This is a genomic window from Curtobacterium sp. GC_Cur_3, from assembly GCF_026544205.1.
GTDB lineage: Bacteria > Actinomycetota > Actinomycetes > Actinomycetales > Microbacteriaceae > Curtobacterium.
On record NZ_JALNUI010000019.1, the window covers coordinates 15,112 to 37,420 of the forward strand.

A 22,309-nucleotide genomic window follows, 5' to 3' on the forward strand; every position below is an offset into this window, starting at 1 on the left:
CGGTTTTCACACAGTGTGGAAAGCCTGTGGATAACTGTGGAGGACACGCCGAACGGTTGTACACAGCGATGGGGTCGTCTGTGGACACTGGGGATGGAAGTGGATAGACGAGGATGATTCATCCCGAGGGTGCCCACAGGCCGCCCACAAGTCACAACCGTGTAGTTCCCTTGCAGCGACTGGTGTCCACAGAGTTGTCCACAGTGTGCACAGGCGTTAATACGATTACTCCTGGTTATCTCTGGTGATCCCTGGGCCAACCTTGTGGACGGCGGGATGACAAGAAATCCGGCCTCCGCCGGGCTGTGCCACAATGGGGCGGCCGGACAGTCCAACCATCGACAGGGGTCCCAGCTGTGAAGTTCGAGGTCAACCGGGACGTCTTCTCCGAAGCCGTCTCGTTCGCGGTGAAACTCCTCCCACAGCGCACGACCCTCCCGATCCTCTCGGGTGTCCTGATCCATGCCGAGGGCGAGCGTCTGACGCTCTCGTCCTTCGACTACGAGGTCTCGGCGCAGACCTCGATCTCGGCACAGATCGACGAGTCGGGCACGGTCCTGGTCTCCGGGCGTCTGCTCAACGACATCGCGAGCCGCCTGCCGAACGCTCCGGTCACGTTCTCCACGGACGAGTCCCGGATCACCGTCACCTGCGGCTCTGCGCACTTCACGCTCCTGAGCATGCCGGTCGAGGAGTACCCGACCCTGCCCGAGGTCGGACCGCAGACCGGTGTCATCCCCGGCGATGCCTTCTCGGAAGCCGTCTCCCAGGTGGCCGTCGCCGCCAGCCGTGACGACGTCACCCCGGTCATCACCGGCGTCCAGCTCGAGGTCAGCGACAACGACCTCTCGCTCATCGCGACCGACCGCTACCGCGTCGCCGTCCGCACGATCCAGTGGGACTCGGGCCGCTCCGGTGGCGAACCCACCGAACCGATGCACGCGCTCGTCCCGGCCCGCACCCTGCAGGAGGTCGGCCGCACGTTCGGCTCGGCCACCACGGTGTCGGTGTCGATCAGCGGCAACTCGGACCGCGAACTCATCGCGTTCCAGGCCGCCGACAAGACGGTCACGTCCCTGCTCATCAAGGGCAACTACCCGCCGGTCCGCCGGCTCTTCCCCGAGACCGTCCAGGACCACGCCGTGATCAACACGGCGGAGCTGGTCGAAGCGGTCCGACGGGTCTCCCTCGTCCTGGAGCGCGAAGCCGCGCTCCGGTTCTCCTTCACGGTCGACGGGCTCACGCTCGAGGCGATCGGATCCGAACAAGCGCAGGCGTCAGAGTCGATCGATGCGTTGCTGACCGGTGAGGACATGGTGGTCTCGTTGAAGCCCGCCTTCCTCCTGGACGGGTTGAACGCGGTGCACTCCGAGTTCGTCCGCATCTCCTTCACCAAGACGGAGAACCCCAACAAGCCGGGCCCGGTGCTCATTACCGGCCAGTCCTCGCGTGAGGAACCGGCAACGGACGGATACCGGTACCTGCTGCAGCCCAACCTCCTGCTGCGATAGCGCAACAGTCACACCTGCGCTGACGCGTCACTCGTGGCCCCAGCGCGACGACGAACAGAAGAAGGAAATCATGGAGATCGGTCTTGTCGGCCTCGGGAAGATGGGCAACAACATGCGTGCGCGTCTGCGCAACGCAGGGATCGACGTCGTCGGGTACGACGCCAACCCCGCCGTCTCGGACGTCGCTGACCTCGGCGCCCTCGCGAAGGCCCTGACCGGCCCGCGTCTGGTCTGGGTCATGGTCCCCCACGGGAAGATCACCGACGACGTCATCACGGACCTCGCCGAGGTCCTCGAGCCGGGTGACCTCGTCATCGACGGCGGCAACTCGAAGTGGCTCGACGACGAGGTGCACGCCAAGCTGCTCGACGCCAAGGGCATCCGCTACATGGACGTCGGCGTCTCCGGTGGTGTCTGGGGCCTCGACAACGGCTACGGCCTGATGGTCGGTGGCGACGCCGCCGATGTCGAGCGCGCGATGCCGGTCTTCGACGCGCTCCGCCCCGAGGGCCCCCGCGAAGAGGGCTTCTCGCACGCCGGCCCGATCGGTGCCGGCCACTACGCCAAGATGGTCCACAACGGCATCGAGTACGCGATCATGCAGGCGTACGGCGAGGGCTACGAGCTCCTCGAGGCCAAGGACCTGATCCAGGACGTCCCCGCGGTCTTCGCCGGGTGGCAGCGCGGCACGGTCGTGCGCTCCTGGTTGCTCGACCTCATGGTGCTCGCCCTCAACGAGGACCCGAAGCTCACCGAGCTCGAGGGCTACGTCGAGGACTCGGGCGAGGGTCGCTGGACGCTCGAGGAGGGCATCGAGCTCGCCGTGCCGATGCCGGCGCTCTCGGCGTCGATCTTCGCGCGCTTCGTCTCGCGTCAGGGCAGCGCGTCCCCGACGATGAAGGCCGTCGCGGCGCTCCGCAACCAGTTCGGCGGCCACGCCGTCAAGAAGTCCTAGGACTTCCCGGGGGAACCCGGCCTCGGCCCGCGTGCACGTCGACCATCTCCAACTCACCGACTTCCGGAACTACCGGCAGGCGGAGGTCGACTTCGCACGCGGGCCGAACCTGTTCGTCGGACGGAACGGCCAGGGCAAGACGAACCTCGTCGAGTCCATCGCCTACCTGTCCACGCTCGGGTCGCACCGGGTGCCCACGGACGCGGCCCTCGTGCGGCAGGGGTGCGACGCGGCGATCGTCCGCGCTCGGCTCGCGCACGAGGACCGCAGCATCCTCGCCGAGGTGCAGATCAACCGCTCGGGGTCGAACCGGGCGCAGGTGAACCGCTCGGCGATCAAGCCGCGTGAGCTCCCGCGCTACTGCACCAGCGTGCTCTTCGCGCCGGAGGACCTGGCGCTCGTCCGCGGCGAACCGTCCGGCCGGCGTCGCATGCTCGACGAACTGCTCGTGCAGATCGCGCCGCGGATGCAGGGCGTCATCGCCGACTACGACCGCACCCTCCGGCAGCGCAACACCCTGCTGAAGTCGGCGAGGAACTCCGGCGCCAAGGCCGGGTCGCTCTCGACGCTCGAGGTCTGGGACGAACGCCTCGTCGCGTTCGGCTCCGAGATCATCGCCGCCCGCGACCACCTGACCCGTCGGCTCGCACCGTTCGTCGCGGAGTCGTACGCGATGGTCGCCGGTGAGCGGCACGAAGCCTCGATCACCGGCGTGCTCTCCGTGCGCGGCGGTGACCCCGAGGACGCGAGCGCCGCCGACCCCGTGCTCGGCACCCCCGACGAGCCCGTCACGGTCCCGGCCGCCGCTGAGGCCTTCCGTCAGGCGCTGGAACGCCGTCGCCGCGACGAACTCGACCGCGGGCTGACCCTCGCCGGACCCCACCGCGACGACGTGCTCTTCACCCTCAACGGGTTACCGGCCCGTGGATACGCCAGTCACGGGGAGTCCTGGTCGTTCGCGCTCGCGATCCAGCTCGCCTCGGCGTCGATCCTGCGCGCGGAGTCGAGCCTCGGCGACCCGATCATCATCCTCGACGACGTCTTCGCCGAGCTCGACGAGTCCCGGCGGGAACGCCTCGGCTCCGCGGTGGCGGACTACGAGCAGGTCCTCATCACCGCGGCGGTGTTCGGTGACGTGCCCGGTCAGCTGGCCGCGCACACCGTGCGGATCGAGGCCGGGACCATCGTGACCGACGAGACCGAGCCGAGCCGAGCCTCCAGCCCGGCGACACCGACGGAGGCCTGATGCCCAGGCCGTGGAAGCCCACCGAACCCAGCCGCGTGTACCAGCACATGAAGGCGGTGTTCGGCGACCCGGGCAAGCGCGGGGTCGACGCCCGTCGCCGACGCGCCAAGGAGATCGACGCCGACACCGTGCCGTACGGACGCGGACGTGAGCCGAAGGGACTCGGCGACATCGTCGGGTCGCTCGCGGCGGAGCTCGGCTGGACGGAGCCGCTGGCGCGCTCGGAGCTCTTCGTGGACTGGCCGAGCGTGGTCGGCGAGGAGCTCGCCAAGCACTCCCGACCGACCGACATCGAGGACGGTGCACTGCTCATCCGCTGCGACTCGACGGCGTGGGCGACGCAGCTCCGGCTGATGCGTGCGAGCGTGACCACGACCATCGCGGAGCGGCACCCGGAAGCGGGCGTCGAGTCAATACGGGTTTCCGGACCGGACGCCCCCACCTGGAAACGTGGCCCCAGGAGCGTCCAGGGGCGCGGCCCTCGCGACACCTACGGTTGAGCAGACCAAATCGTCCTCTGGTCGCGAAATCGCCCGTCTGTGGCCCGTTTCAGCCCTGAGGACGAGGCTGCTGCGATAGACTGGGCGGTGCAGTGCGTGGGTGTTCCGCGCGCAGGCAGGAGCACTCTCGACATGGCATCAGCATCTGACGACGACCGACAGGACTCGCTCAGCGAGCAGGCCCAGCAGAGCGAGTCGTCCTACGGCGCAGACCAGATCCAGGTGCTCGAGGGGCTCGAGGCCGTCCGCAAGCGCCCCGGCATGTACATCGGTTCGACGGGCCCCCGCGGGCTCCACCACCTCGTGCAGGAGATCGTCGACAACTCCGTCGACGAGGCCCTCGCCGGGTACTGCGACACCATCGACATCACGATCCGCGAAGACGGCGGCGTCCGCGTGGTCGACAACGGCCGTGGCATCCCCGTCGACGTGCACTCGGCAGAGGGCGTCTCGACGCTCCAGGTCGTCCTGACCGTCCTGCACGCCGGCGGCAAGTTCGGCGGCGGCGGGTACGCGGTCTCCGGTGGTCTGCACGGTGTCGGTTCCTCCGTCGTGAACGCGCTCTCGAGCGAGCTCGACGTCGAGGTCCGTCGTCAGGGCCACGTCTGGCGCCAGAGCTACACCGACGGCGTTCCCGTCGCCCCCGTCTCCCAGGACGAAGAGACGAGCGAGACCGGCACGACCATCACGTTCTGGCCGAACGCCGAGATCTTCGAGTCGATCGACTTCGACTACGAGACCCTTCGCGCACGCTTCCAGCAGATGGCCTTCCTCAACAAGGGCCTCCGCCTGAACCTCCGCGACGAGCGCACCCCGGACGAAGGGGAGGAGTCGCGTCACGACAGCTTCCGCTACGACCGCGGGCTCGCCGACTACGTCGAGTACCTCGGCGCGCAGAAGAAGGCCGACCTGGTCCACCCGGACGTCATCGGCTTCGAGTCCGAGGACACCGAGCGCAAGATCGCGCTCGAGGTCGCGATGCAGTGGAACACCTCCTACCAGGAGAGCGTCCACACCTTCGCGAACACGATCAACACGCACGAGGGCGGCACCCACGAAGAGGGCTTCCGCGCTGCGCTCACGACGCTGGTCAACCGCTACGCGCGGGAAGCCAAGATCATCAAGGAGAAGGACGACAACCTCACGGGTGACGACATCCGTGAAGGGCTGACGGCCGTCATCTCCGTGAAGCTCGCCGAGCCGCAGTTCGAGGGCCAGACGAAGACCAAGCTCGGCAACACCGAGGCCAAGTCGTTCGTCCAGCGCGTCGTCGGCACCGAGCTGACCCACTGGTTCGAGAGCAACCCGACCCAGGCGCGGGACGTCGTCCGCAAGGCGATCCAGGCCTCGCAGGCGCGACTCGCAGCCCGCAAGGCCCGTGAGACCACGCGGCGCAAGGGCCTGCTCGAGTCGGGCGGCATGCCCGGCAAGCTCAAGGACTGCCAGTCGAAGGACCCGACGCTGTCGGAGATCTTCATGGTCGAGGGCGACTCCGCCGGCGGTTCCGCCGTGCAGGGCCGCAACCCGATGACCCAGGCGATCCTGCCCCTCCGCGGCAAGATCCTGAACGTGGAGAAGGCGCGCCTCGACCGTGCCCTGGCCAACCAGGAGATCCAGTCGATGATCACGGCGTTCGGCGCCGGCATCGGTGAGGACTTCGACCCGGACAAGGCCAGGTACCACAAGATCGTGCTGATGGCCGACGCCGACGTCGACGGCCAGCACATCACGACGCTCCTGCTCACACTGCTGTTCCGGTACATGCGACCGCTCATCGAGCGTGGCTACGTCTACCTCGCGCAGCCGCCGCTGTACCGCCTGAAGTGGTCCAACTCCGCGCACGAGTACGTCTTCAGCGACCGTGAGCGCGACGCCCTGCTGCAGTCCGGCATCGCCTCGGGCAAGCGCATCCCGAAGGACAACGGGATCCAGCGCTACAAGGGCCTCGGCGAGATGGACTACAAGGAGCTCTGGGACACCACGATGAACCCGGACACCCGCACCCTGCTGCAGGTCACGCTCGAGGACGCCGCCGCGGTGGACAGCACCTTCGCGACGCTGATGGGTGAGGACGTCGACGCTCGTCGCCAGTTCATCCAGCAGAACGCGAAGGACGTCCGGTTCCTGGACATCTGATCACCGGACCGGAGGCGCGGCGCGAGCCGCGCGCCCTGGTCCTGACCACCTGTGGTCGCGCCCGGCGCGACGAACGCCACCACGGCCTCCCGGCCGTCAGAAAGGTAGCCGAGCCAGATGGCTGACGAGAACGAAATCAACGACGACCAGCCCGAGATCGTGCACGGCGAGGTCGGGGACATCGTCGTCTCCGGCGACCGCATCTCGCAGGTCGACCTGCAGCTCGAGATGCAGCGGTCGTACCTCGACTACGCGATGTCGGTCATCGTCGGGCGCGCGCTGCCCGAGGTCCGCGACGGTCTGAAGCCAGTGCACCGTCGCGTGCTCTACGCGATGTACGACGGCGGCTACCGTCCGGACCGTGCCTTCTCGAAGTGCTCGCGTGTCGTCGGCGACGTGATGGGCCAGTTCCACCCACACGGTGACAGCGCGATCTACGACGCCCTCGTCCGTCTGGTCCAGCCGTGGTCGCTCCGGTACCCGCTCGCACTCGGCCAGGGCAACTTCGGCTCGCCCGGCAACGACGGCGCCGCGGCCCCGCGGTACACCGAGACCAAGATGGCCCCGCTGGCCATGGAGATGGTCCGGGACATCGACGAGGAGACCGTCGACTTCCAGGACAACTACGACGGCCGTACGCAGGAGCCGGCGATCCTGCCGTCCCGCTTCCCGAACCTGCTCGTCAACGGCTCGGTCGGCATCGCGGTCGGCATGGCGACGAACATCCCGCCGCACAACCTGCGCGAGGTCGCCGCCGGCGCGAAGTGGGCGCTCGAGAACCCCGACGCCACGCGTGAAGAGCTGCTCGCGGCTCTGATGCAGCGCATCAAGGGACCGGACTTCCCGACCGGCGCGCAGATCCTCGGCGTCAAGGGCATCCAGGACGCCTACCGGACCGGCCGCGGGTCGATCACGATGCGTGCCGTCGTCAGCGTCGAGGAGATCCAGGCGCGCACCTGCCTCGTCGTCACGGAGCTGCCGTACCAGGTCAACCCCGACAACCTGGCGATCAAGATCGCCGAGCTGGTCAAGGACGGCCGTCTCGCCGGTGTCGCCGACATCCGCGACGAGACCTCCGGTCGTACCGGCCAGCGCCTGGTCATCGTGCTGAAGCGCGACGCCGTGGCGAAGGTCGTGCTCAACAACCTGTACAAGCACACGCAGCTGCAGGAGAACTTCGGCGCGAACATGCTCGCGATCGTCGATGGTGTCCCGCGCACCCTGGCGCTCGACGGCTTCATCTCCGCCTGGGTCGACCACCAGGTCGAGGTCATCGTCCGCCGCACCCAGTACCGTCTGCGCGAAGCCGAGAAGCGTGCGCACATCCTGCGCGGCTACCTCGCAGCGCTCGACGCCCTCGACGAGGTCATCGCGCTCATCCGCCGGTCGCCCGACGTCGAAGAGGCCCGCAGCGGCCTGATGGACCTGCTGTCCGTCGACGAGATCCAGGCCCGCGCGATCCTCGAGCTGCAGCTGCGCCGTCTGGCCGCGCTGGAGCGCCAGAAGATCCACGAGGAAGCCGAGGCGCTCGAACTCAAGATCGCCGACTTCGAGGACATCCTCGCCCGCCCGGAGCGCCAGCGTCGCATCATCGGCGAGGAGCTCGACGAGATCGTCGAGCGCTTCGGTGACGACCGCCGCAGCGAGATCATGTTCGGGTACGACGGCGACATGTCGATCGAGGACCTCATCCCCGAGGAAGAGGTCGTCGTCACCATCACCCGCGGTGGGTACGTCAAGCGCACGCGCAGCGACCAGTACCGCGCGCAGCACCGTGGCGGGCGTGGCGTCCGTGGCGCCCAGCTGCGTGCCGACGACGTCGTCGAGCACTTCTTCGTCACGACGACGCACCACTGGCTGCTGTTCCTCACCGACCAGGGCCGCGTCTACCGGGCCAAGGCCTACGAGTTGCAGGAGGCCGGCCGCGACGCCAAGGGCCAGCACTCCGCCAACCTGCTCGCCATGCAGCCGGACGAGCGGATCCAGCAGGTCCTCGACATCCGCGACTACGAGGCCGCCCAGTACCTCGTGCTGGCGACCGAGCACGGCCTGGTGAAGAAGACCGCGCTGACGGAGTACGACACGAACCGCACCGGCGGCATCATCGCGATCAACCTGCGCGACGGTGACAAGCTCCGGTCGGCGCTGCTCGTCGACGAGACCGACGACCTGCTGCTGGTCTCGCGCCACGGCATGTCCCTGCGGTTCACGGCGACGAACGACACGCTCCGACCGATGGGCCGATCGACCTCCGGCGTGAAGGGCATGTCCTTCCGGGACGGCGACTCGCTGCTCGCGGCACGGGTGGTCTCGGACGACGGCTTCGTCTGGGTGATGACCGAGGGCGGCTACGCCAAGCGCACCTCCGTTGACCAGTACCGCATCCAGGGCCGTGGTGGTCTCGGCATCAAGGTGGCCAAGCTGGCCGCCGACCGGGGCGACCTGGTGGGTGCGCTCATCGTGGGTGAGGACGACGAGGTGCTCGTCGTGCTGCAATCGGGCAAGGTGGTAAGGTCTGCCGTGGCCGAGGTGCCCGCCAAGGGCCGAGACACGATGGGAGTCGTCTTCGCGCGTTTCGCGGAGAACGACCGGATCATCGCGGTGGCCCGGAACACAGAGCGGAACCTGGACGACCAGGACGACCCCGAGATCGAGCCTGCGGGCCCGGTGGAGACGGTGAGCCCGGACGAAGCGGCTCCCGACCCCGCCGACACAGTGCCCACGGACACCGTGGCCGGAGAGGACCAGTCAAGCAATGAGTAGTGTCGCCGAGAAGCTCCAGAGGAAGGCGAAGCGGCCCGTCGGCACCCGACAGGTCCGTCTGCGCCTCGTCTACCTCGACTTCTGGTCGGTGGTGAAGCTGAGCTTCCTCATCGCCCTCGCCGGCAGCATCGTGATCGTCGTCGCCACCGCGCTCGTCTGGCTCATCCTCAACCAGACTGGCGTGTTCGAGAAGATCGACATGCTGCTGAAGGACGTCACCGGGCAGAACGGGTACTCGATCATGGACCAGTTCTCACTGGGCCAGGTCCTCGGGTTCTCGATCGTCGTCGGCATCCTCAACGTGGTCGTCGGCACCGTGCTCGGCGCCATCGTGAGCGTGCTGTACAACCTCAGCGTGCGGATCACGGGCGGCCTGCTCGTGGGCTTCACCAACAACTGACACACCCGGCCGGATGAGGCCGACCACTCGATTTCGTTCCCACGACTTCCTGCGGTAGGCTTTCATCCGGTCTGAGGGGCTATAGCTCAGGCGGTTAGAGCGCTTCGCTGATAACGAAGAGGTCCAAGGTTCAAGTCCTTGTAGCCCCACCACAATTCAACTCCCGCGTCGGATCTCTCGACGTGGCGGCCGGTTCGGTCGCTCCGGGGCCTTAGCTCAGTTGGTAGAGCGCTGCCTTTGCAAGGCAGATGTCAGGAGTTCGAATCTCCTAGGCTCCACTCCCTCGGCCCCTGGTCGGCGACTTCGGTCGTCGTCGCAGGGGCTTCGTGCTGCGTCGGTGTGCTGGTGCGCCGAGGCGGCCGCGAGCGGTCACAACACCCCGCTCACGTCCGCCGAGTGGTCGCGAACCGTGGCTTCGGGGCTGCGTCGACGACGGACTGTGGCCGGTAGGTGGGGCGCAGACGGGGTGTCGTGACCGGTCGGCGGGCCGGGAGGCTCGGGGCGGGCCCGCCCCGAGCCTCCAGTCCGGTGTGCGGCCGTGAGATCGCAGTGGGTGTCGGGTCCGCCTTTGTGGAGGCGACACCAACTGCGATCTCGGCGCCGCGAGCGGTGACGACACCCCGCTCAGGTGCGCCGAGTGGCCGCGGGTCGTCGGCCCGCGGCGCCGGAGGCGACGGGTCGTGACCGGTCGGCGGGCCGGGAGGCTCGGGGCGGGCCCGCCCCGAGCCTCCAGTCCGGTGTGTGGCCGGTGAGATCGCAGTGGGTGTCGGGTCCGCCTTTGTGGAGGCGACACCCACTGCGATCTCGGCGCCGCGAGCGGTCACGACACCCCGCTCAGGTGCGCCGAGTGGGCGCGGTTCGTCGGCCCGCGGCGCCGCAGGCGACGGGCTGCGACCGGTCGCGGAACGCGAGCGGGGTGTCGTGACCGCTCGGCGGGCAGGGAGGCGCGGTGCGGGGCCGCGACGCGCCTCCAGTCCGGTGCGTGGCCGGTGAGATCGCAGTTGGTGTTGGGTCCGCGCGTGCCGAGGCGACACGAAGTGCGATCTCGGCGCCGCGAGTGGGCGCAACACGCCGCTCAGGTTCGCCGAGTGGGCGCGGGTCGTCGGCCCGCGGCGCCGGAGGCGACGGGTCGTGACTGGTCGGCGGCACTGGAGGCTCGGGGCGGGGCCGCCACGCGCCTCCGGTCCGGTGCGTGGCCGGTGAGATCTCAGTTGGTGTCGGGTCCGCGCGTGCGGAGGTGACACGAAGTGCGATCTCGGCGTCAGTGGTGGCGGGGCGCAGCACCCCCGGGGACGACGAAGGGCCCCGGCGCAGTGCCGGGGCCCTTCGTACGAACCGGAGAGGTCAGGCTGCGGACTTGTCCGCGGAGTCGGAGTCGTCGGCAACCCAGAGGTCGTCGTCGGCCCGGAGCGTCTGGTACGCGGCGTAGGCGGCACCGGCAACGGCGACGACACCGACGATGATCAGTGCGACACCACCGAAGCCGAGGCCCTTCTTCTGCTGCGACGGGACGTACTTCGCAGCGGCCTTCTTCGCGCTCTTGCTCTTCTTCTGCGCGTTCTTCACGAGCTTCTTGACGCGGGGGTCCTTCGCGAGGTCGCCCACGCTCATGACCGAGCCCGCGGTCGAGACCAGGCCGGGGATGACCTCGGTCTGGAAACGGTGCGAAGCGGTCTGTGCTGCCGAGGTGGCGGCGTGGACACCCGTCGCGACAGCCGGGCGGATGCCGTTGTCGATCGCGTTCTGGACGCGGGGTGCGATGTCCTTGCGTGCTGCGTCGGCGGCGTGCGAGCGGGCCTCGGCGAGGATCTCGTTCGCGTGCTCGAGCACCTTGCGCTGCTCACCGAGGAGCGAGGCGGTCTTGCCCTTGAGCTTCTTGATCTGCTTCCGGCGCTTGCGCGGCAGTTCGATCGTCGTCATCTGGTACCTCCATCGGAACGGCGTGCCCCCATCCTGCCACCGCAGCGCCTGACAGGTCACGGAGTCGTACCTGTGGGTACCGTCTGTACGCAGGGGACGCATGCGAGAATCGGAACATGTCTCTGCACACCGCTGTCGCAACGATCCACACGAACAAGGGCGACATCCGCGTCAACCTGTTCGGCAACCACGCTCCGAAGACCGTCAAGAACTTCGTCGACCTGGCCACCGGCCAGCAGGAGTGGACCCACCCGGGCACCGGCAAGGTCTCCACCGACAAGCTCTACGACGGCGTGGTCTTCCACCGCATCATCAAGGACTTCATGATCCAGGGCGGCGACCCGCTCGGCCAGGGCATCGGCGGCCCGGGCTACCGCTTCGACGACGAGATCTCGCCCGAGCTCACCTTCCAGAACCCGTACATCTTCGCGATGGCGAACGCCGGGCTCCAGGGTGGCCGTGGCACCAACGGCTCGCAGTTCTTCATCACGACGGTGGCGACCCCCTGGCTCCAGGGCAAGCACACCATCTTCGGTGAGGTCGCCGACGACGAGTCCCGCGCCGTGGTCGACGCGATCGAGGGCGTCCCCACCGACGGCCGTGACAAGCCCGTCGAGGACGTCGTCATCAACAGCATCGACGTCGAGTCCGTCTGACCTTGACCGACCAGGCGTACAACCCGGCGAACTACTGCTACCGGCACCCGGACCGGCAGAGCTTCATCCTCTGCCAGCGGTGCGGACGGACGATCTGCACCGAGTGTCAGACGCCGGCGGCCGTCGGGGTGCACTGCCCTGAGTGCGTGCGCGAACAGCGCGCGCAGTTCACCGCGAACCGTCGTGCGACCGGGCCCAGCGGGTTCACGGTCGCACGACGGCGCTTCGCCATGCTCGACCAGAAGGCCACGGTCGTCATCGTCGCGGTCTCCGTCGCGATCTGGCTGCTCGACCAGGTCACCCGGGGCTTCTTCACGCAGCTGCTCGGGTACAACGCGTACTACCTGCCGACGCAGCCGTGGCGCATGGTCACGTCGCTGTTCGTCCACTCGGGGTTCCTCCACATCCTGTTCAACATGTGGGCGGTGTTCATCTTCGGACGGATGCTCGAGAACATGCTCGGGTCGTGGCGGTTCCTCGCGCTGTACTTCCTGTCGGGCCTCGGCGGCTCGATGGCCGTGACGTTGCTGGCTCCGACGAGCTCGGTGGTCGGGGCCTCCGGCGCGATCTTCGGGCTCTTCGCGGCGTTCTTCGTCCTGCAGCGGAGCCTCGGTGCAAACGCGGTCTCCCTGCTCGTCATCATGGGGCTCAACCTGGTGATCGGGTTCCTCCCCGGGACGAACATCTCGTGGCAGGCCCACGTCGGCGGCATCGCGGTCGGCTTCCTCACCGGGTACGTCTTCTCGAAGACGCGCAACGTCCGGCAACGAGGACTCCAGATCGGGCTGTTAATCGGGGAAGCGGTGCTCATCGTCGCCCTCACGGTCGTCGGCTACGTCCTGGCTCTCGCCTGATGACCTGATGACCTGATGACCTGATGACCTGATGACCTGAACGACCGTCGTACCGCGAACGCCCCGTCACTGTCGTGACGGGGCGTTTTCGTACCTGTGGACAACTCGGTGAGTTACACGCGTGTGATTATCCCCACTGTGGAAACCCCTGTGGACAACTCCGGGTCAGGGGTGTGGAACAGCGTGTGGAGAACGCCGTCTTCTGTGGAGAACCCGGTTCTGTCGGGCCGAAGTGGTCTTCCCCTGTGGAGAACGACACCACTCGTCGGGCGCACGAGAACGCCCGCCGCACCAAGGGGTGCAGCGGGCGTCGACAGCAGGTCGGGTCGGGGCTCAGCGCCACCGTGTGGTCATCAGGAAGCCGACGAACATGATGCCGAAGCCGATGAGGATGTTCCACGAGTTCAGCGACGGGACCGGCAGGGTGCCCTGTGAGATGTAGAAGATGATCACCCAGGCGAGGCCGATCAGCATGAACCCGAACATCACCGGCTTGAACCACACGGGGTTGGGCTGGTTGCCCGCCGTGTCGACCGAGTCGGCTCGGGTGGTCGTCCGGGCGGGCTTGGTGCGGTCCTTGTCCTTGGCCATGGCCGGTATCCTACCGTGAACATGTGTGCGCACGGGCTGCACAGAGCCTCTGCACGACCCCCACGAGTACGGTGAACCGACCATGACCAGGATCCTCGTCGTCGACAACTACGACAGCTTCGTCTACACGCTCAACGGCTACGTGCAGCAGCTCGGCGCGCAGACCGACGTCGTCCGCAACGACGCCTTCCCCGAGTCCGAGATCGCGGACCGGCTCGCCGACTACGACGGCGTGCTGCTCTCACCCGGTCCGGGCACCCCCGGGGACGCCGGCGTCTCGATCGCCACGGTGCACGCGGCCATCGCCGCCGACAAGCCCCTGCTCGGCGTCTGCCTGGGGCACCAGGCCATCGCCGAGGCGCTGGGAGCGACCGTCACGCACGCCGAAGAACTCATGCACGGCAAGACCTCGCAGGTGGACCACGACGACAGCACGCTGTTCGCCGGCGTCCCGCACCCGTTCACGGCGACGCGGTACCACTCCCTCGCGATCGTGGACGGCACCGTCCCCGACGAGCTCACCGTGACGGCACGGACCGGTGGCGGTGTGATCATGGGCGTCCAGCACCAGGACGCCCGCGTCTACGGCGTGCAGTTCCACCCGGAGTCCGTCCTCACCGAGGGCGGCTACCGCATGGTCGGCAACTGGCTCGAGACCACCGGTCTGACCGGTGCGGCGGACCGCGCAGCGGGCCTGGGCCCGCTCATCGCGTCCCGACAGGGCTGACACCCGACCGCACGACCAGACGGACCACACGGTCACACCGGACGGGAGGCTCGTGACGGGCCCGTCACGAGCCTCCAGTCCGTCGGTGGGCTGGAACCACGCCAGTCCGCGTACGCGGACGCGACGGCTCAGTTGCCGCCGTCACCGCCGCCGTCAGTGCCGCCTTGGTTGGTGCCGCCCTGGTCGGCGCCCGTGTCGTTCGTCGGGGCCGGCGGTGCGGTGGGTCGGTCGGAGGCGGCGCACCACGTGAGCGTGACGGTGCTGCCCTGCGCGATGTCACCAGCCGGCGCACTCTGCTGCACCACGGTGCCGCCGGTGCAGGAGTAGACGGGCTGCGACTGCACGGTGAGCCCGAGGTTCGCCAGCGTGGAGTTGGCGGTGGTGAACGGCTGCTGCAGCACGGCCGGCAGCGCCACGAGCCCGTTCGACACCGTGAGGTTCACGACCGTGCCCTTGGTGTGGCTCGTGCCCGACGTCGGGTCGGAACCCAGGACGGTGCCCTCCGGGATGGAGGTCGAGTACTCGGACGTGATCGACCCGACGTCGAAGCCGGCGGCCTTCAGGGACTGCTCGGCGTCGGCCTGGGCCTGGTTCGAGACGTCGGGCACCGCGACCTGCTCCGGTCCGAGGGAGACCACGACACGGATGTCCTGCTGCCGCGCCACGGCCGTGCCGGAGCCCGGCTCGGTGCGGATCACCGAGCCACTGGCCACGTCGTCGGAGTTCTCGTCGACGCGCATCGGCTTCAGGTCGCGGCGGGCGAGGGCGCTCGACGCGGACTTCCAGGTCGCGCCGTCGACGTTCGGGACGCTCACCGACGACGAGATCGGCGCCTGGCCGGGCTGGAGGTTCGCCACCCAGAACCCGACGCCGGTGATGACGGCGATCGTCAGCAGGATGCCCACCCAGATCCACGCGACCGGCGGGCGGTTCTGCGTGCGCTGGGGGCGGTGCTCCTGGGTGTCGTCGAGCTCGCGGAAGGCGACCTCGGAGTTCGTGGTGCTGCGCGGGTTGACGCCGAAGAGCATCGTGGAGGCGTCGTTCGCGCGCTGCTGCTGGAGCTTCTTGGTCGATGCGGGCACCTGGCCAGCTGCCGCCTGCTCGAGGTCGCGGCGGAACTCGGCGGCGTTCTGGAAGCGCCGCGTGCGGTCCTTCACCAGGGCGTGCAGGGTCACGGCGTCGATCGCCGGCGAGACCACGGGGGTGATCGTCGACGGGGGGACAGGCTGCTCGCTGACGTGCTGGTACGCGACGGCGACGGGCGAGTCCCCGAGGAACGGCGGACGGCCCGTGAGCAGCTCGAACAGGACGACGCCGGTGGAGTACAGGTCGGTGCGGGCGTCCACGGTCTCCCCGCGGGCCTGCTCCGGCGAGAAGTACGACGCGGTGCCGAGGATCGACGTGGTCTGCGCGACCGTGGCCGAGGTGTCGGTGATGGCTCGGGCGATGCCGAAGTCCATGACCTTCACCTGGCCGGTGGTGGTGACCATGACGTTGGCGGGCTTGATGTCGCGGTGGACGACGCCGGCGCGGTGCGAGTACTCGAGCGCCGTCAGGATGCCGCTGGTGATGCGGACCGCTTCGGCCTGGTCGACGGGGCCCTCGGCGATGATCTCGCTGAGGGGTCGGCCCTCGACGTGCTCCATGACGATGAACGGGACCTGGACCTCGGCGCCGGAGTTCTCGGTGACGGTCTCTTCGCCGGCGTCGTACACGCGGACGATGGTCGGGTGGGCCATGCGCGCCGCCGCCTGGGCTTCCTGACGGAACCGCGTGCGGAAGGCCGGGTCGTTCGCGAGGCTCGGCTTCAGGAGCTTGACGGCCACACGACGGCCGAGCCGCGTGTCCTGACCGACGTGCACCGTGGCCATGCCGCCCCGGCCGATCACGTCGCCGATCTCGTAGCGGTTGGCGAGGAGGGTGATCCCCGCGGTCACACCTTCAGGCACGTACTCCTCCGAATGTCCGTCCGCGCAAGTGTACGACAGGGGTCCCTGACGGGAGGCTGGCCGGGGGGCCGTCCGGACAACCGTTACCGGAACGGTGTGGACGGCCCCGCGGGCAGGATCAGTTGTTGTCCTGCGGACCCGTCGGCTCGCCCGTCGCCGAGCTGGTCGGCTGCGGGGTCTCGACCGGTGCCTCCCACGTGGCGCTGGCGGGGTCCGAGTTCTCGGACGGCGTGAGGTTGCCGCAGGTCACGTTGTAGACGAACGAGACGCTCTGTCCGGCGGCGTCGGCCTGCACGTCCACGGCCTTCGACGTGGTCGTGCCGGACGTCGCACCGGAGCTGTCCTTGCCACCCGTGACGCTCCACGAGTACTCCTTCACCGTGTAGCCGGTGGGGCAGGTCGCGTCGGTCCAGGTGAAGGTGACGGCGCCGTCGGTCGAGACGGGGCCGGCGCTCGGCGTGTTCGGCTTGTTCACCGTCGGCGGCGCGGTGTAGCTGCGCAGGGTGATGAGCGTGCCGTCAGCGACGCTCCCCGTCGGCGTGATCGACTGCACCGTGTTGGCCTGGTCGGCACTGGGTGCGGCGTCGCCGTCCTCGACGGTGACCTCGAAGCCCAGGTTCCGCAGCGCGGCCTGTGCCTCGGTGGTGCTGCGTCCGACGTAGTCGCTCTGGTTGACGAACAACCGCTCCTGCGTCGGGGAGGACGACGGCGTCGGGCTCGGCTTCGGGGGAGCACTGCTCGACGACGCGACCGGCTTGGGCTCGTCCTGGTTCGTGAGGGCGAACGCGGCGATGACGGCTCCGACGAGCAGCAGCACCCCGATGGCCACGACCCACCAGATCCACGCCCGGCGCTTCTTCGGGGCGTCGTCCTCGTTCGCGACCGGCGAGACCGGCGTGCGCGGGACACCGCCGACGGTGCTGCCCGCCTGCGTGCCGATCAGCGCGGTCGCTGCGTCGTTGCCCCGCGGCGGGTTGAACGCGACCGTGCCGGCGCCGCCGAGGGCGGGGACCGCGACGGTCGCCGCAGCGACGTCTCCGCGACGGAGCGCCTGAGCCGCACGGGCCAGGTTGGCGGCCGTCGCCGGACGGTCGGCCGGCTTCTTCGCGATGCAGGAGATGACGAGGGCGGCGACCGGCTCCGGGATGTCCCCGGGGAGCGCGGGCGGCTGCTCGTTGATGTGCGCCATCGCGATCGCGACCTGCGACTCGCCGGTGAAGGGACGACGACCCGCCAGGCACTCGTACGCGACGATGCCGAGCGAGTAGATGTCGGTCGACGGGGACGCCGGGTGGCCGCTCGCCTGTTCCGGCGAGAGGTACTGGACCGTGCCCATGACCTGACCGGTCGCGGTGAGCGGGACCTGGTCGGCGATGCGGGCGATGCCGAAGTCGGTGATCTTGACGCGGCCGTCCGGCGTGATCAGCAGGTTGCCCGGCTTGATGTCGCGGTGGACGAGCCCGACGGCGTGCGCGGCCTGCAGGGCGTTGGCGGTCTGCGCGACGATGTCGAGGACCTTGTCGACGGGCAGGGTGTGCTCGCGCTCGATCATCGTCGAGAGGGCCTCGCCCGGGACGAGCTCCATCACGAGGTAGGCGCTGCCGTCCTCCTCGCCGTAGTCGAAGACGTTGGCGATGCCCTCGTGGTTGACGAGCGCGGCGTGACGGGCCTCGGCACGGAACCGCTCGAGGAACCCGGGGTCGCCGAGGTACTCGTCCTTGAGGATCTTGAGGGCGACGGTCCGTCCGATGACGAGGTCGGTCGCCTGCCAGACCTCGCCCATGCCGCCGATGGCGACCCGGGACGAGAGTTGGTACCGCCCACCGAAGGTGAGTCCGCTGGTGGGTCTCATTTGTTCAGCACCGCCTCCATGACGTTCTTCGCGATCGGGGCCGCGACCGTGTTGCCGACGCCGGACTGTCCGAGCCCGCCGCCGTTCCCGACGACGACCGCCACCGCGACCTCCGGGTCCTTCGCGGGCGCGAACCCGGTGAACCACAGTGTGTAGGGGTCACCCGTCCCGCCCTCGGCCGTTCCGGTCTTGCCGGCGACGTCGACCCCGTCGATCTTCGCATTGGTTCCGGTCCCGGCCTTCACGACGCTCTGCATGGCCTCCGTCAGGTCGGACGCCTCGGAGTTCGACAGCGGGCTGCTGTACTGCTTCGGCGAGAACGACTGCACGGTCTTCAGGTCGCTCGTCGTGATCGAGTCCACGAGCGACGGCTGCATCACCGTGCCGCCGTTCGCGATGCCGGCCGAGACCATCGCGATCTGCAACGGGGAGACGCGGACGCTCGCCTGGCCGAACGAGCTCAGCATGAGCTGGGCCGTCGAGTCGACGTCGGGGTACTGGCTCGCGGTCGCACGCATCGGGACGTCGATCGCGTCACCGAAGCCGTACTTGTCCGCCATCGCCTTGATGGTGTCGTAGCCGAGCTTCTGTCCGAGCTCCGCGAACGGGATGTTGCACGAGTTCTGGATGGCGACACGGAGCTTCACGGTGTCGCCGCCGCCGCACGAGCCGCCCTCGGCGTTGTTGATGTAGCTGCTCGTGCCCGGCAGCTGCAGGCGCGACGGGTTCGGGAACTCGGAGTCGAGGTCGTACTTGCCGCCCTGGAGCGCCGCGGACGCGACGATGAGCTTGAAGACCGATCCTGGCGTGTACAGGTCGCCGCCGATCGCGCGGTTCTGCAGCGGCGTCGGGGTCTGCGCCAGGAGGGCGTCGTACTGCGCCTTGACGGCCTTGGTGTCGTGGGACGTCAGCGAGTTGGGGTCGTACTCGGGCTTCGAGACCATCGCGAGGATCTTGCCGGTCTTCGGCTGGATCGCCACGACGGCACCGCTGTTGGCGCCGAGGGAGTCGTACGCCGCGCGCTGCACGTCGGGGTCGATCGTCAGGTTGACGTTGTCGCCCTGGACGTCCTGCCCGGTGAGGATCGAGTTGAGGTTCTGGAAGAACGAGTCGTCCGAGTTGCCGGAGAGCACGGTGTTCTCCGCGCCCTCGATGCCGGTGTTGCCCTGGCCGATCGTGAAGTAGCCCGTGACGGCCGAGTAGAGCGCGCCGTCGGAGTACTTCCGCTGGTACCGGTACTGGTCGTCCACGGCGGTCGACTCGGCGATGGGGGTGCCGTTGACGAGGATCGCGCCGCGCTTGTTCGAGTAGCTGTCGAGGATCGTGCGGGAGTTCCGCGAGTCGGCCCGGAGCGAGTCGGCCGCGAAGAACTGGATCGAGGTCGTCGACACGAAGAGCGCGACGAACATGAGGACGACGACGGTGGAGACGCCGCGGAGCTGCCGGTTCATCGACCCGCCTTCCTGCTGCGCCCGCGGGCGTTCCCGCCGAGCGCGTCGCCGCGGTCGGAGAGGACGCGCTGTTCCGCGGGGATCGAGTCGGTCAGCCGCAGCAGCATCGCCGCGATGATCCAGTTGGCGACCAGCGACGAACCACCGGCGGCCATGAACGGCGTGGTCAGCCCGGTGACCGGGATGATCCGGGTGATGCCGCCGACGACGACGAAGACCTGCAGGGCGATGGTGAACCCGAACCCGATGCCGAGGAGCTTCCCGAAGTCGTCCTGCGCCATGAAGCCGACGCGGATGCCACGGGAAGCGAGCACGATGAACAGGGCGAGGATCGCGAAGACGCCGATCAGCCCGAGCTCCTCGCCGAGCGACGCGATGATGTAGTCCGCGTTGGCGACGGGCGTGATGTACGGACGTCCCTGGCCGAGGCCGGTCCCCGTGATGCCGCCGTTCGCGAAGCCGAACAGGCCCTGGACCAGCTGGTAGCTCGCCTGCGTCGACGCGTTGTAGATCGTCGGGTCGAACGGGTTCAGCCACTGCTCGAACCGGCCGTGCACGTACTCGAGGACGTTCGCGGCGACGAGGGCACCGCCGATGAACAGCCCGAGGCCGATGACGACCCAGCCGAGTCGTCCCGTGGCGACGTAGATCATCACGAGGAACAGGCCGAAGTAGAGCAGGGCGGTGCCGAGGTCGCGCTGGAACACCAGCACGCCCATCGCGACGCCCCAGACGATCAGGATCGGTCCGAGGTCACGCGCGCGCGGGAACGTCATCCCGAGGACCTTCTTGCCGACGATCGACAGGCTGTCCCGCGCGGTGACGAGGTACCCGGCGAAGAACAGCGCCATGGTGATCTTCGCCAGCTCGCCCGGCTGGAACGTGAACGGGCCGAGGTGGATCCAGACGCGGGCGCCGCCGCGTGCGTAGCCGAGCCCCGGGAGGATCGGCATGAGCAGCAGCGCCACCGTCAGGAACATGAAGATGTACCGGTACCGCTGCAGGAAGCGGTGGTTCCGGACGAGGACCAGGGTGACGATCGCCAGGACCATCGCCAGGAGCGTCCACACGATCTGCTTGACGCCGATCGCCGCCCAGCCGAGGTCGCCGTTGTGGACGTCGATGCGGTAGATCTCCGCGATCCCGATGCCGTTGAGCACCAGGGCGACGGGCAGGATGAAGGGGTCGGCGTTCTTCGCGACGATCCGCAGCACCACGTGCATGACGAGCGCCAGCCCGAGGATCGACCCGCCGGCCCACAGCACCGAGGTGTCGAAGATCCGGCCCTTGGTCCCGAGCTGCACGAGCACCATCGCTCCGGCGCAGATGCCGCAGGCGATGACGAGCAGCGCCAGCTCGAGGTTGCGGGCGCGCGCGGGCTCACGGAGCTTGATCGTGATCGCCTGCGTGAAGGACTGCTGCGCGGTGGCGGTCATCGTCCGCCCCGCGTGGCACTCGGGGACGGCGAGGGCGACGACGATCGCGTCGGGCTCGGGCTCGGGGACGACGAGCCGCCGGAACCGCCCGTGCCGGACTGGTCCTGGCCGGTCCGCGCGGCGGTCCGCAGGCGGTCGACGATGTCGCGGGCGTCGGACAGCGACTGCGCGTTGATCGTCGAGCGGACGTTCTCCCGCGTGTACTCGGGCAGGTCGGCGACCTCGACACCGGAGTCCTCGTAGACGTCGGACAGCGCGAGCGGGCCGATCTGCTGCTGCACGCCCTTGTAGATCGCGACCTGGCCGCGGTCCGAGCCGACGTAGTAGTGGTCCTGCACGATCCGCCAGCCGAGGAACACGGCCCCGACGAGGGCGGCGACGGCGAGCACGAGTGCGATCGTCCAGGTGATCCGGCGACGCACACGGCGGCGGCGGTCCTCGGCGATGAGCTCGGCGAAGTACTGGTCGCTCTCGGGCTCGAAGTGCGAGTCCTCGGGGGCGGTGGTGACCTTGAGCGGGTGCAGCAGGATCGTGGGGAGGCGGATCGGCTTGCGGCCGGTCGAGGCCTCGAAGGTGAGGGGCGCCGCTGCCGACCCGACGGTGGTGGCAGCGTCGTCGTCGTCCTCGGTCGGCACCGTGTCGGTGACGTCCATCACGACGACGGTGACGTTGTCCGGGGCGCCGTGGTCGAGCGTCTCCTTGACGAGGCGCTGCGTGACCTGGTTGGCGTCCATGTTCGAGGCCAGCGCGTGTCGGATGCGCTCCTCGGCGAGGTAGGAGGACAGCCCGTCCGAGCAGAGCAACCAGCGGTCGCCGGGACGGATGTCCATGATCGCGGTGTCGACCTCCGGTGCCGCGTCGACGTCGCCGAGCACGCGCATCAGGACGGAGCGGCGCGGGTGGACCGCGGCTTCTTCCGGGGTGATGCGCCCACTGTCGACGAGCCGCTGCACGAAGGTGTGGTCCGAGGTGATCTGCTGCAGTTCGCCGTCGCGGTGGCGGTAGATCCGGGAGTCACCGATGTGCGCGATCGCGAGCTGGTCGCCGACACGGATCATGGCGCTCACCGTGGTGCCCATGCCCGTGAGCTCCTGGTGCTCGAACACGGTCTCGGTGATGAGCTGGTTCGCGGCGATCAGCGCTGACTGCAGGGCGAACTCGGCGTCGTGGGCGGAGGGGAACTCGCGGTCGACCTCTCGGATGCGACGGATCGCGATCGCCGAGGCGACGTCGCCGCCGGCGTGACCGCCCATGCCGTCCGCGACCGCGAACAGGTGCGCTCCCGCGTAGCCGGAGTCCTGGTTGTTGGCGCGGATGCGCCCGACGTGGGACACAGCGGCGCTCAGCGTGCGAGCGGTCATC

Annotated in this window: 17 protein-coding genes and 2 tRNA genes; 12 read left to right on the top strand and 7 right to left on the bottom strand. The window is 68.8% G+C overall.

The features are described 5' to 3' along the window. Positions 1-356: 356 nt before the first annotated feature. The 9 genes from dnaN to OXR63_RS11435 all read left to right on the top strand — a co-directional run bounded on the left by dnaN (position 357) and on the right by OXR63_RS11435 (position 9,789). Entirely contained in the window at positions 357-1,511 is a 1,155-nt protein-coding gene (dnaN, locus tag OXR63_RS11395) for a DNA polymerase III subunit beta (RefSeq protein ID WP_194659593.1), read from the top strand. A 70-nt stretch (positions 1,512-1,581) separates the two neighbouring features. Then, the gene (gene gnd / locus OXR63_RS11400; protein WP_374116117.1) at positions 1,582-2,466 is read left to right on the top strand and encodes a phosphogluconate dehydrogenase (NAD(+)-dependent, decarboxylating); all 885 of its coding nucleotides are present in this window, start codon (positions 1,582-1,584) and stop codon (positions 2,464-2,466) included. A 31-nt stretch (positions 2,467-2,497) separates the two neighbouring features. Next, positions 2,498-3,712 (top strand): DNA replication/repair protein RecF, encoded by a 1,215-nt coding sequence (recF, locus tag OXR63_RS11405; RefSeq protein ID WP_267423278.1) that lies wholly within the window; start codon positions 2,498-2,500, stop codon positions 3,710-3,712. Continuing rightward, on the top strand, positions 3,712-4,212 hold the full coding sequence (locus OXR63_RS11410) for a DUF721 domain-containing protein (RefSeq protein ID WP_071278525.1): 501 nt from the start codon (positions 3,712-3,714) through the stop codon (positions 4,210-4,212). Before recF ends, OXR63_RS11410 begins: the two co-directional genes overlap by 1 nt. 132 nt (positions 4,213-4,344) lie before the next feature. Then, positions 4,345-6,348 (top strand): DNA topoisomerase (ATP-hydrolyzing) subunit B, encoded by a 2,004-nt coding sequence (gene gyrB / locus OXR63_RS11415; protein ID WP_267423281.1) that lies wholly within the window; start codon positions 4,345-4,347, stop codon positions 6,346-6,348. A 117-nt stretch (positions 6,349-6,465) separates the two neighbouring features. Further along, positions 6,466-9,111 carry a DNA gyrase subunit A gene (gyrA, locus tag OXR63_RS11420; protein ID WP_267423283.1) on the top strand — a complete coding sequence of 882 codons (2,646 nt, stop codon included), beginning with the start codon at positions 6,466-6,468 and terminating at the stop codon, positions 9,109-9,111. After that, positions 9,104-9,511, top strand: a complete 408-nt coding sequence (locus OXR63_RS11425) for a DUF3566 domain-containing protein (protein WP_194626788.1) — start codon at positions 9,104-9,106, stop codon at positions 9,509-9,511. The genes gyrA and OXR63_RS11425 overlap by 8 nt, the downstream gene beginning before the upstream one ends. Positions 9,512-9,586: 75 nt before the next feature. Beyond that, positions 9,587-9,663, top strand: a tRNA-Ile gene (locus tag OXR63_RS11430). Between the two features lie 53 nt (positions 9,664-9,716). Further along, positions 9,717-9,789, top strand: a tRNA-Ala gene (locus OXR63_RS11435). A gap of 1,066 nt (positions 9,790-10,855) precedes the next feature. Here the strand turns inward: OXR63_RS11435 and OXR63_RS11440 are convergent. Further along, positions 10,856-11,431: a hypothetical protein gene (locus OXR63_RS11440; RefSeq protein WP_267423287.1), complete on the bottom strand. Its 576-nt coding sequence runs from the start codon at positions 11,429-11,431 to the stop codon at positions 10,856-10,858. 116 nt (positions 11,432-11,547) lie between these two features. Here OXR63_RS11440 and OXR63_RS11445 point away from each other — a divergent pair, with 116 nt between their 5' ends. Together OXR63_RS11445 and OXR63_RS11450 are read left to right on the top strand one after the other, a co-directional pair. After that, a complete protein-coding gene (locus OXR63_RS11445) occupies positions 11,548-12,087 on the top strand; it encodes a peptidylprolyl isomerase (protein ID WP_194626792.1) in 540 nt (179 codons plus the stop codon). 146 nt (positions 12,088-12,233) lie between these two features. Continuing rightward, complete coding sequence (locus OXR63_RS11450; protein ID WP_308202160.1) at positions 12,234-12,941, top strand: rhomboid family intramembrane serine protease; 708 nt, start codon at positions 12,234-12,236, stop codon at positions 12,939-12,941. 333 nt (positions 12,942-13,274) lie between these two features. Here OXR63_RS11450 and OXR63_RS11455 read toward each other — a convergent pair whose 3' ends face one another. Then, positions 13,275-13,532 (bottom strand): cell division protein CrgA, encoded by a 258-nt coding sequence (locus OXR63_RS11455; RefSeq protein WP_267423291.1) that lies wholly within the window; start codon positions 13,530-13,532, stop codon positions 13,275-13,277. A gap of 82 nt (positions 13,533-13,614) precedes the next feature. On the opposite strand from OXR63_RS11455, the gene OXR63_RS11460 reads away from it, so the two are divergent. Continuing rightward, complete coding sequence (locus OXR63_RS11460) at positions 13,615-14,259, top strand: anthranilate synthase component II (protein WP_267423293.1); 645 nt, start codon at positions 13,615-13,617, stop codon at positions 14,257-14,259. A gap of 128 nt (positions 14,260-14,387) precedes the next feature. Here the strand turns inward: OXR63_RS11460 and pknB are convergent, their stop codons facing one another. The 5 genes from pknB to OXR63_RS11485 form a co-directional block, all read right to left on the bottom strand. Then, positions 14,388-16,208, bottom strand: a complete 1,821-nt coding sequence (gene pknB / locus OXR63_RS11465; protein ID WP_267423295.1) for a Stk1 family PASTA domain-containing Ser/Thr kinase — start codon at positions 16,206-16,208, stop codon at positions 14,388-14,390. Positions 16,209-16,326: 118 nt separating this feature from the next. Further along, complete coding sequence (locus tag OXR63_RS11470; protein ID WP_267423297.1) at positions 16,327-18,060, bottom strand: protein kinase domain-containing protein; 1,734 nt, start codon at positions 18,058-18,060, stop codon at positions 16,327-16,329. After that, complete coding sequence (locus tag OXR63_RS11475) at positions 18,057-19,511, bottom strand: peptidoglycan D,D-transpeptidase FtsI family protein (protein ID WP_267423300.1); 1,455 nt, start codon at positions 19,509-19,511, stop codon at positions 18,057-18,059. Before OXR63_RS11475 ends, OXR63_RS11470 begins: the two co-directional genes overlap by 4 nt. Next, complete coding sequence (locus OXR63_RS11480) at positions 19,508-20,947, bottom strand: FtsW/RodA/SpoVE family cell cycle protein (RefSeq protein ID WP_267423303.1); 1,440 nt, start codon at positions 20,945-20,947, stop codon at positions 19,508-19,510. Before OXR63_RS11480 ends, OXR63_RS11475 begins: the two co-directional genes overlap by 4 nt. Further along, on the bottom strand, positions 20,944-22,308 hold the full coding sequence (locus OXR63_RS11485) for a Stp1/IreP family PP2C-type Ser/Thr phosphatase (protein ID WP_267423305.1): 1,365 nt from the start codon (positions 22,306-22,308) through the stop codon (positions 20,944-20,946). The genes OXR63_RS11480 and OXR63_RS11485 overlap by 4 nt, the downstream gene beginning before the upstream one ends. Between the last annotated feature and the right edge of the window lies 1 nt (position 22,309).

Excerpts from the sequence above, each read along its gene's own strand:
- gyrB (WP_267423281.1), top strand. The coding sequence starts at position 4,345 with ATGGCATCAGCATCTGACGACGACCGACAGGACTCGCTCAGCGAGCAG.
- gyrA (WP_267423283.1), top strand. The coding sequence starts at position 6,466 with ATGGCTGACGAGAACGAAATCAACGACGACCAGCCCGAGATCGTGCAC.
- OXR63_RS11485 (WP_267423305.1), bottom strand. The coding sequence starts at position 22,308 with ATGACCGCTCGCACGCTGAGCGCCGCTGTGTCCCACGTCGGGCGCATC.
- OXR63_RS11425 (WP_194626788.1), top strand. The coding sequence starts at position 9,104 with ATGAGTAGTGTCGCCGAGAAGCTCCAGAGGAAGGCGAAGCGGCCCGTC.
- OXR63_RS11440 (WP_267423287.1), bottom strand. The coding sequence starts at position 11,431 with ATGACGACGATCGAACTGCCGCGCAAGCGCCGGAAGCAGATCAAGAAG.
- OXR63_RS11480 (WP_267423303.1), bottom strand. The coding sequence starts at position 20,947 with ATGACCGCCACCGCGCAGCAGTCCTTCACGCAGGCGATCACGATCAAG.
- OXR63_RS11410 (WP_071278525.1), top strand. The coding sequence starts at position 3,712 with ATGCCCAGGCCGTGGAAGCCCACCGAACCCAGCCGCGTGTACCAGCAC.
- OXR63_RS11475 (WP_267423300.1), bottom strand. The coding sequence starts at position 19,511 with ATGAACCGGCAGCTCCGCGGCGTCTCCACCGTCGTCGTCCTCATGTTC.
- OXR63_RS11445 (WP_194626792.1), top strand. The coding sequence starts at position 11,548 with ATGTCTCTGCACACCGCTGTCGCAACGATCCACACGAACAAGGGCGAC.
- OXR63_RS11455 (WP_267423291.1), bottom strand. The coding sequence starts at position 13,532 with ATGGCCAAGGACAAGGACCGCACCAAGCCCGCCCGGACGACCACCCGA.
- OXR63_RS11470 (WP_267423297.1), bottom strand. The coding sequence starts at position 18,060 with ATGAGACCCACCAGCGGACTCACCTTCGGTGGGCGGTACCAACTCTCG.
- gnd (WP_374116117.1), top strand. The coding sequence starts at position 1,582 with ATGGAGATCGGTCTTGTCGGCCTCGGGAAGATGGGCAACAACATGCGT.
- OXR63_RS11460 (WP_267423293.1), top strand. The coding sequence starts at position 13,615 with ATGACCAGGATCCTCGTCGTCGACAACTACGACAGCTTCGTCTACACG.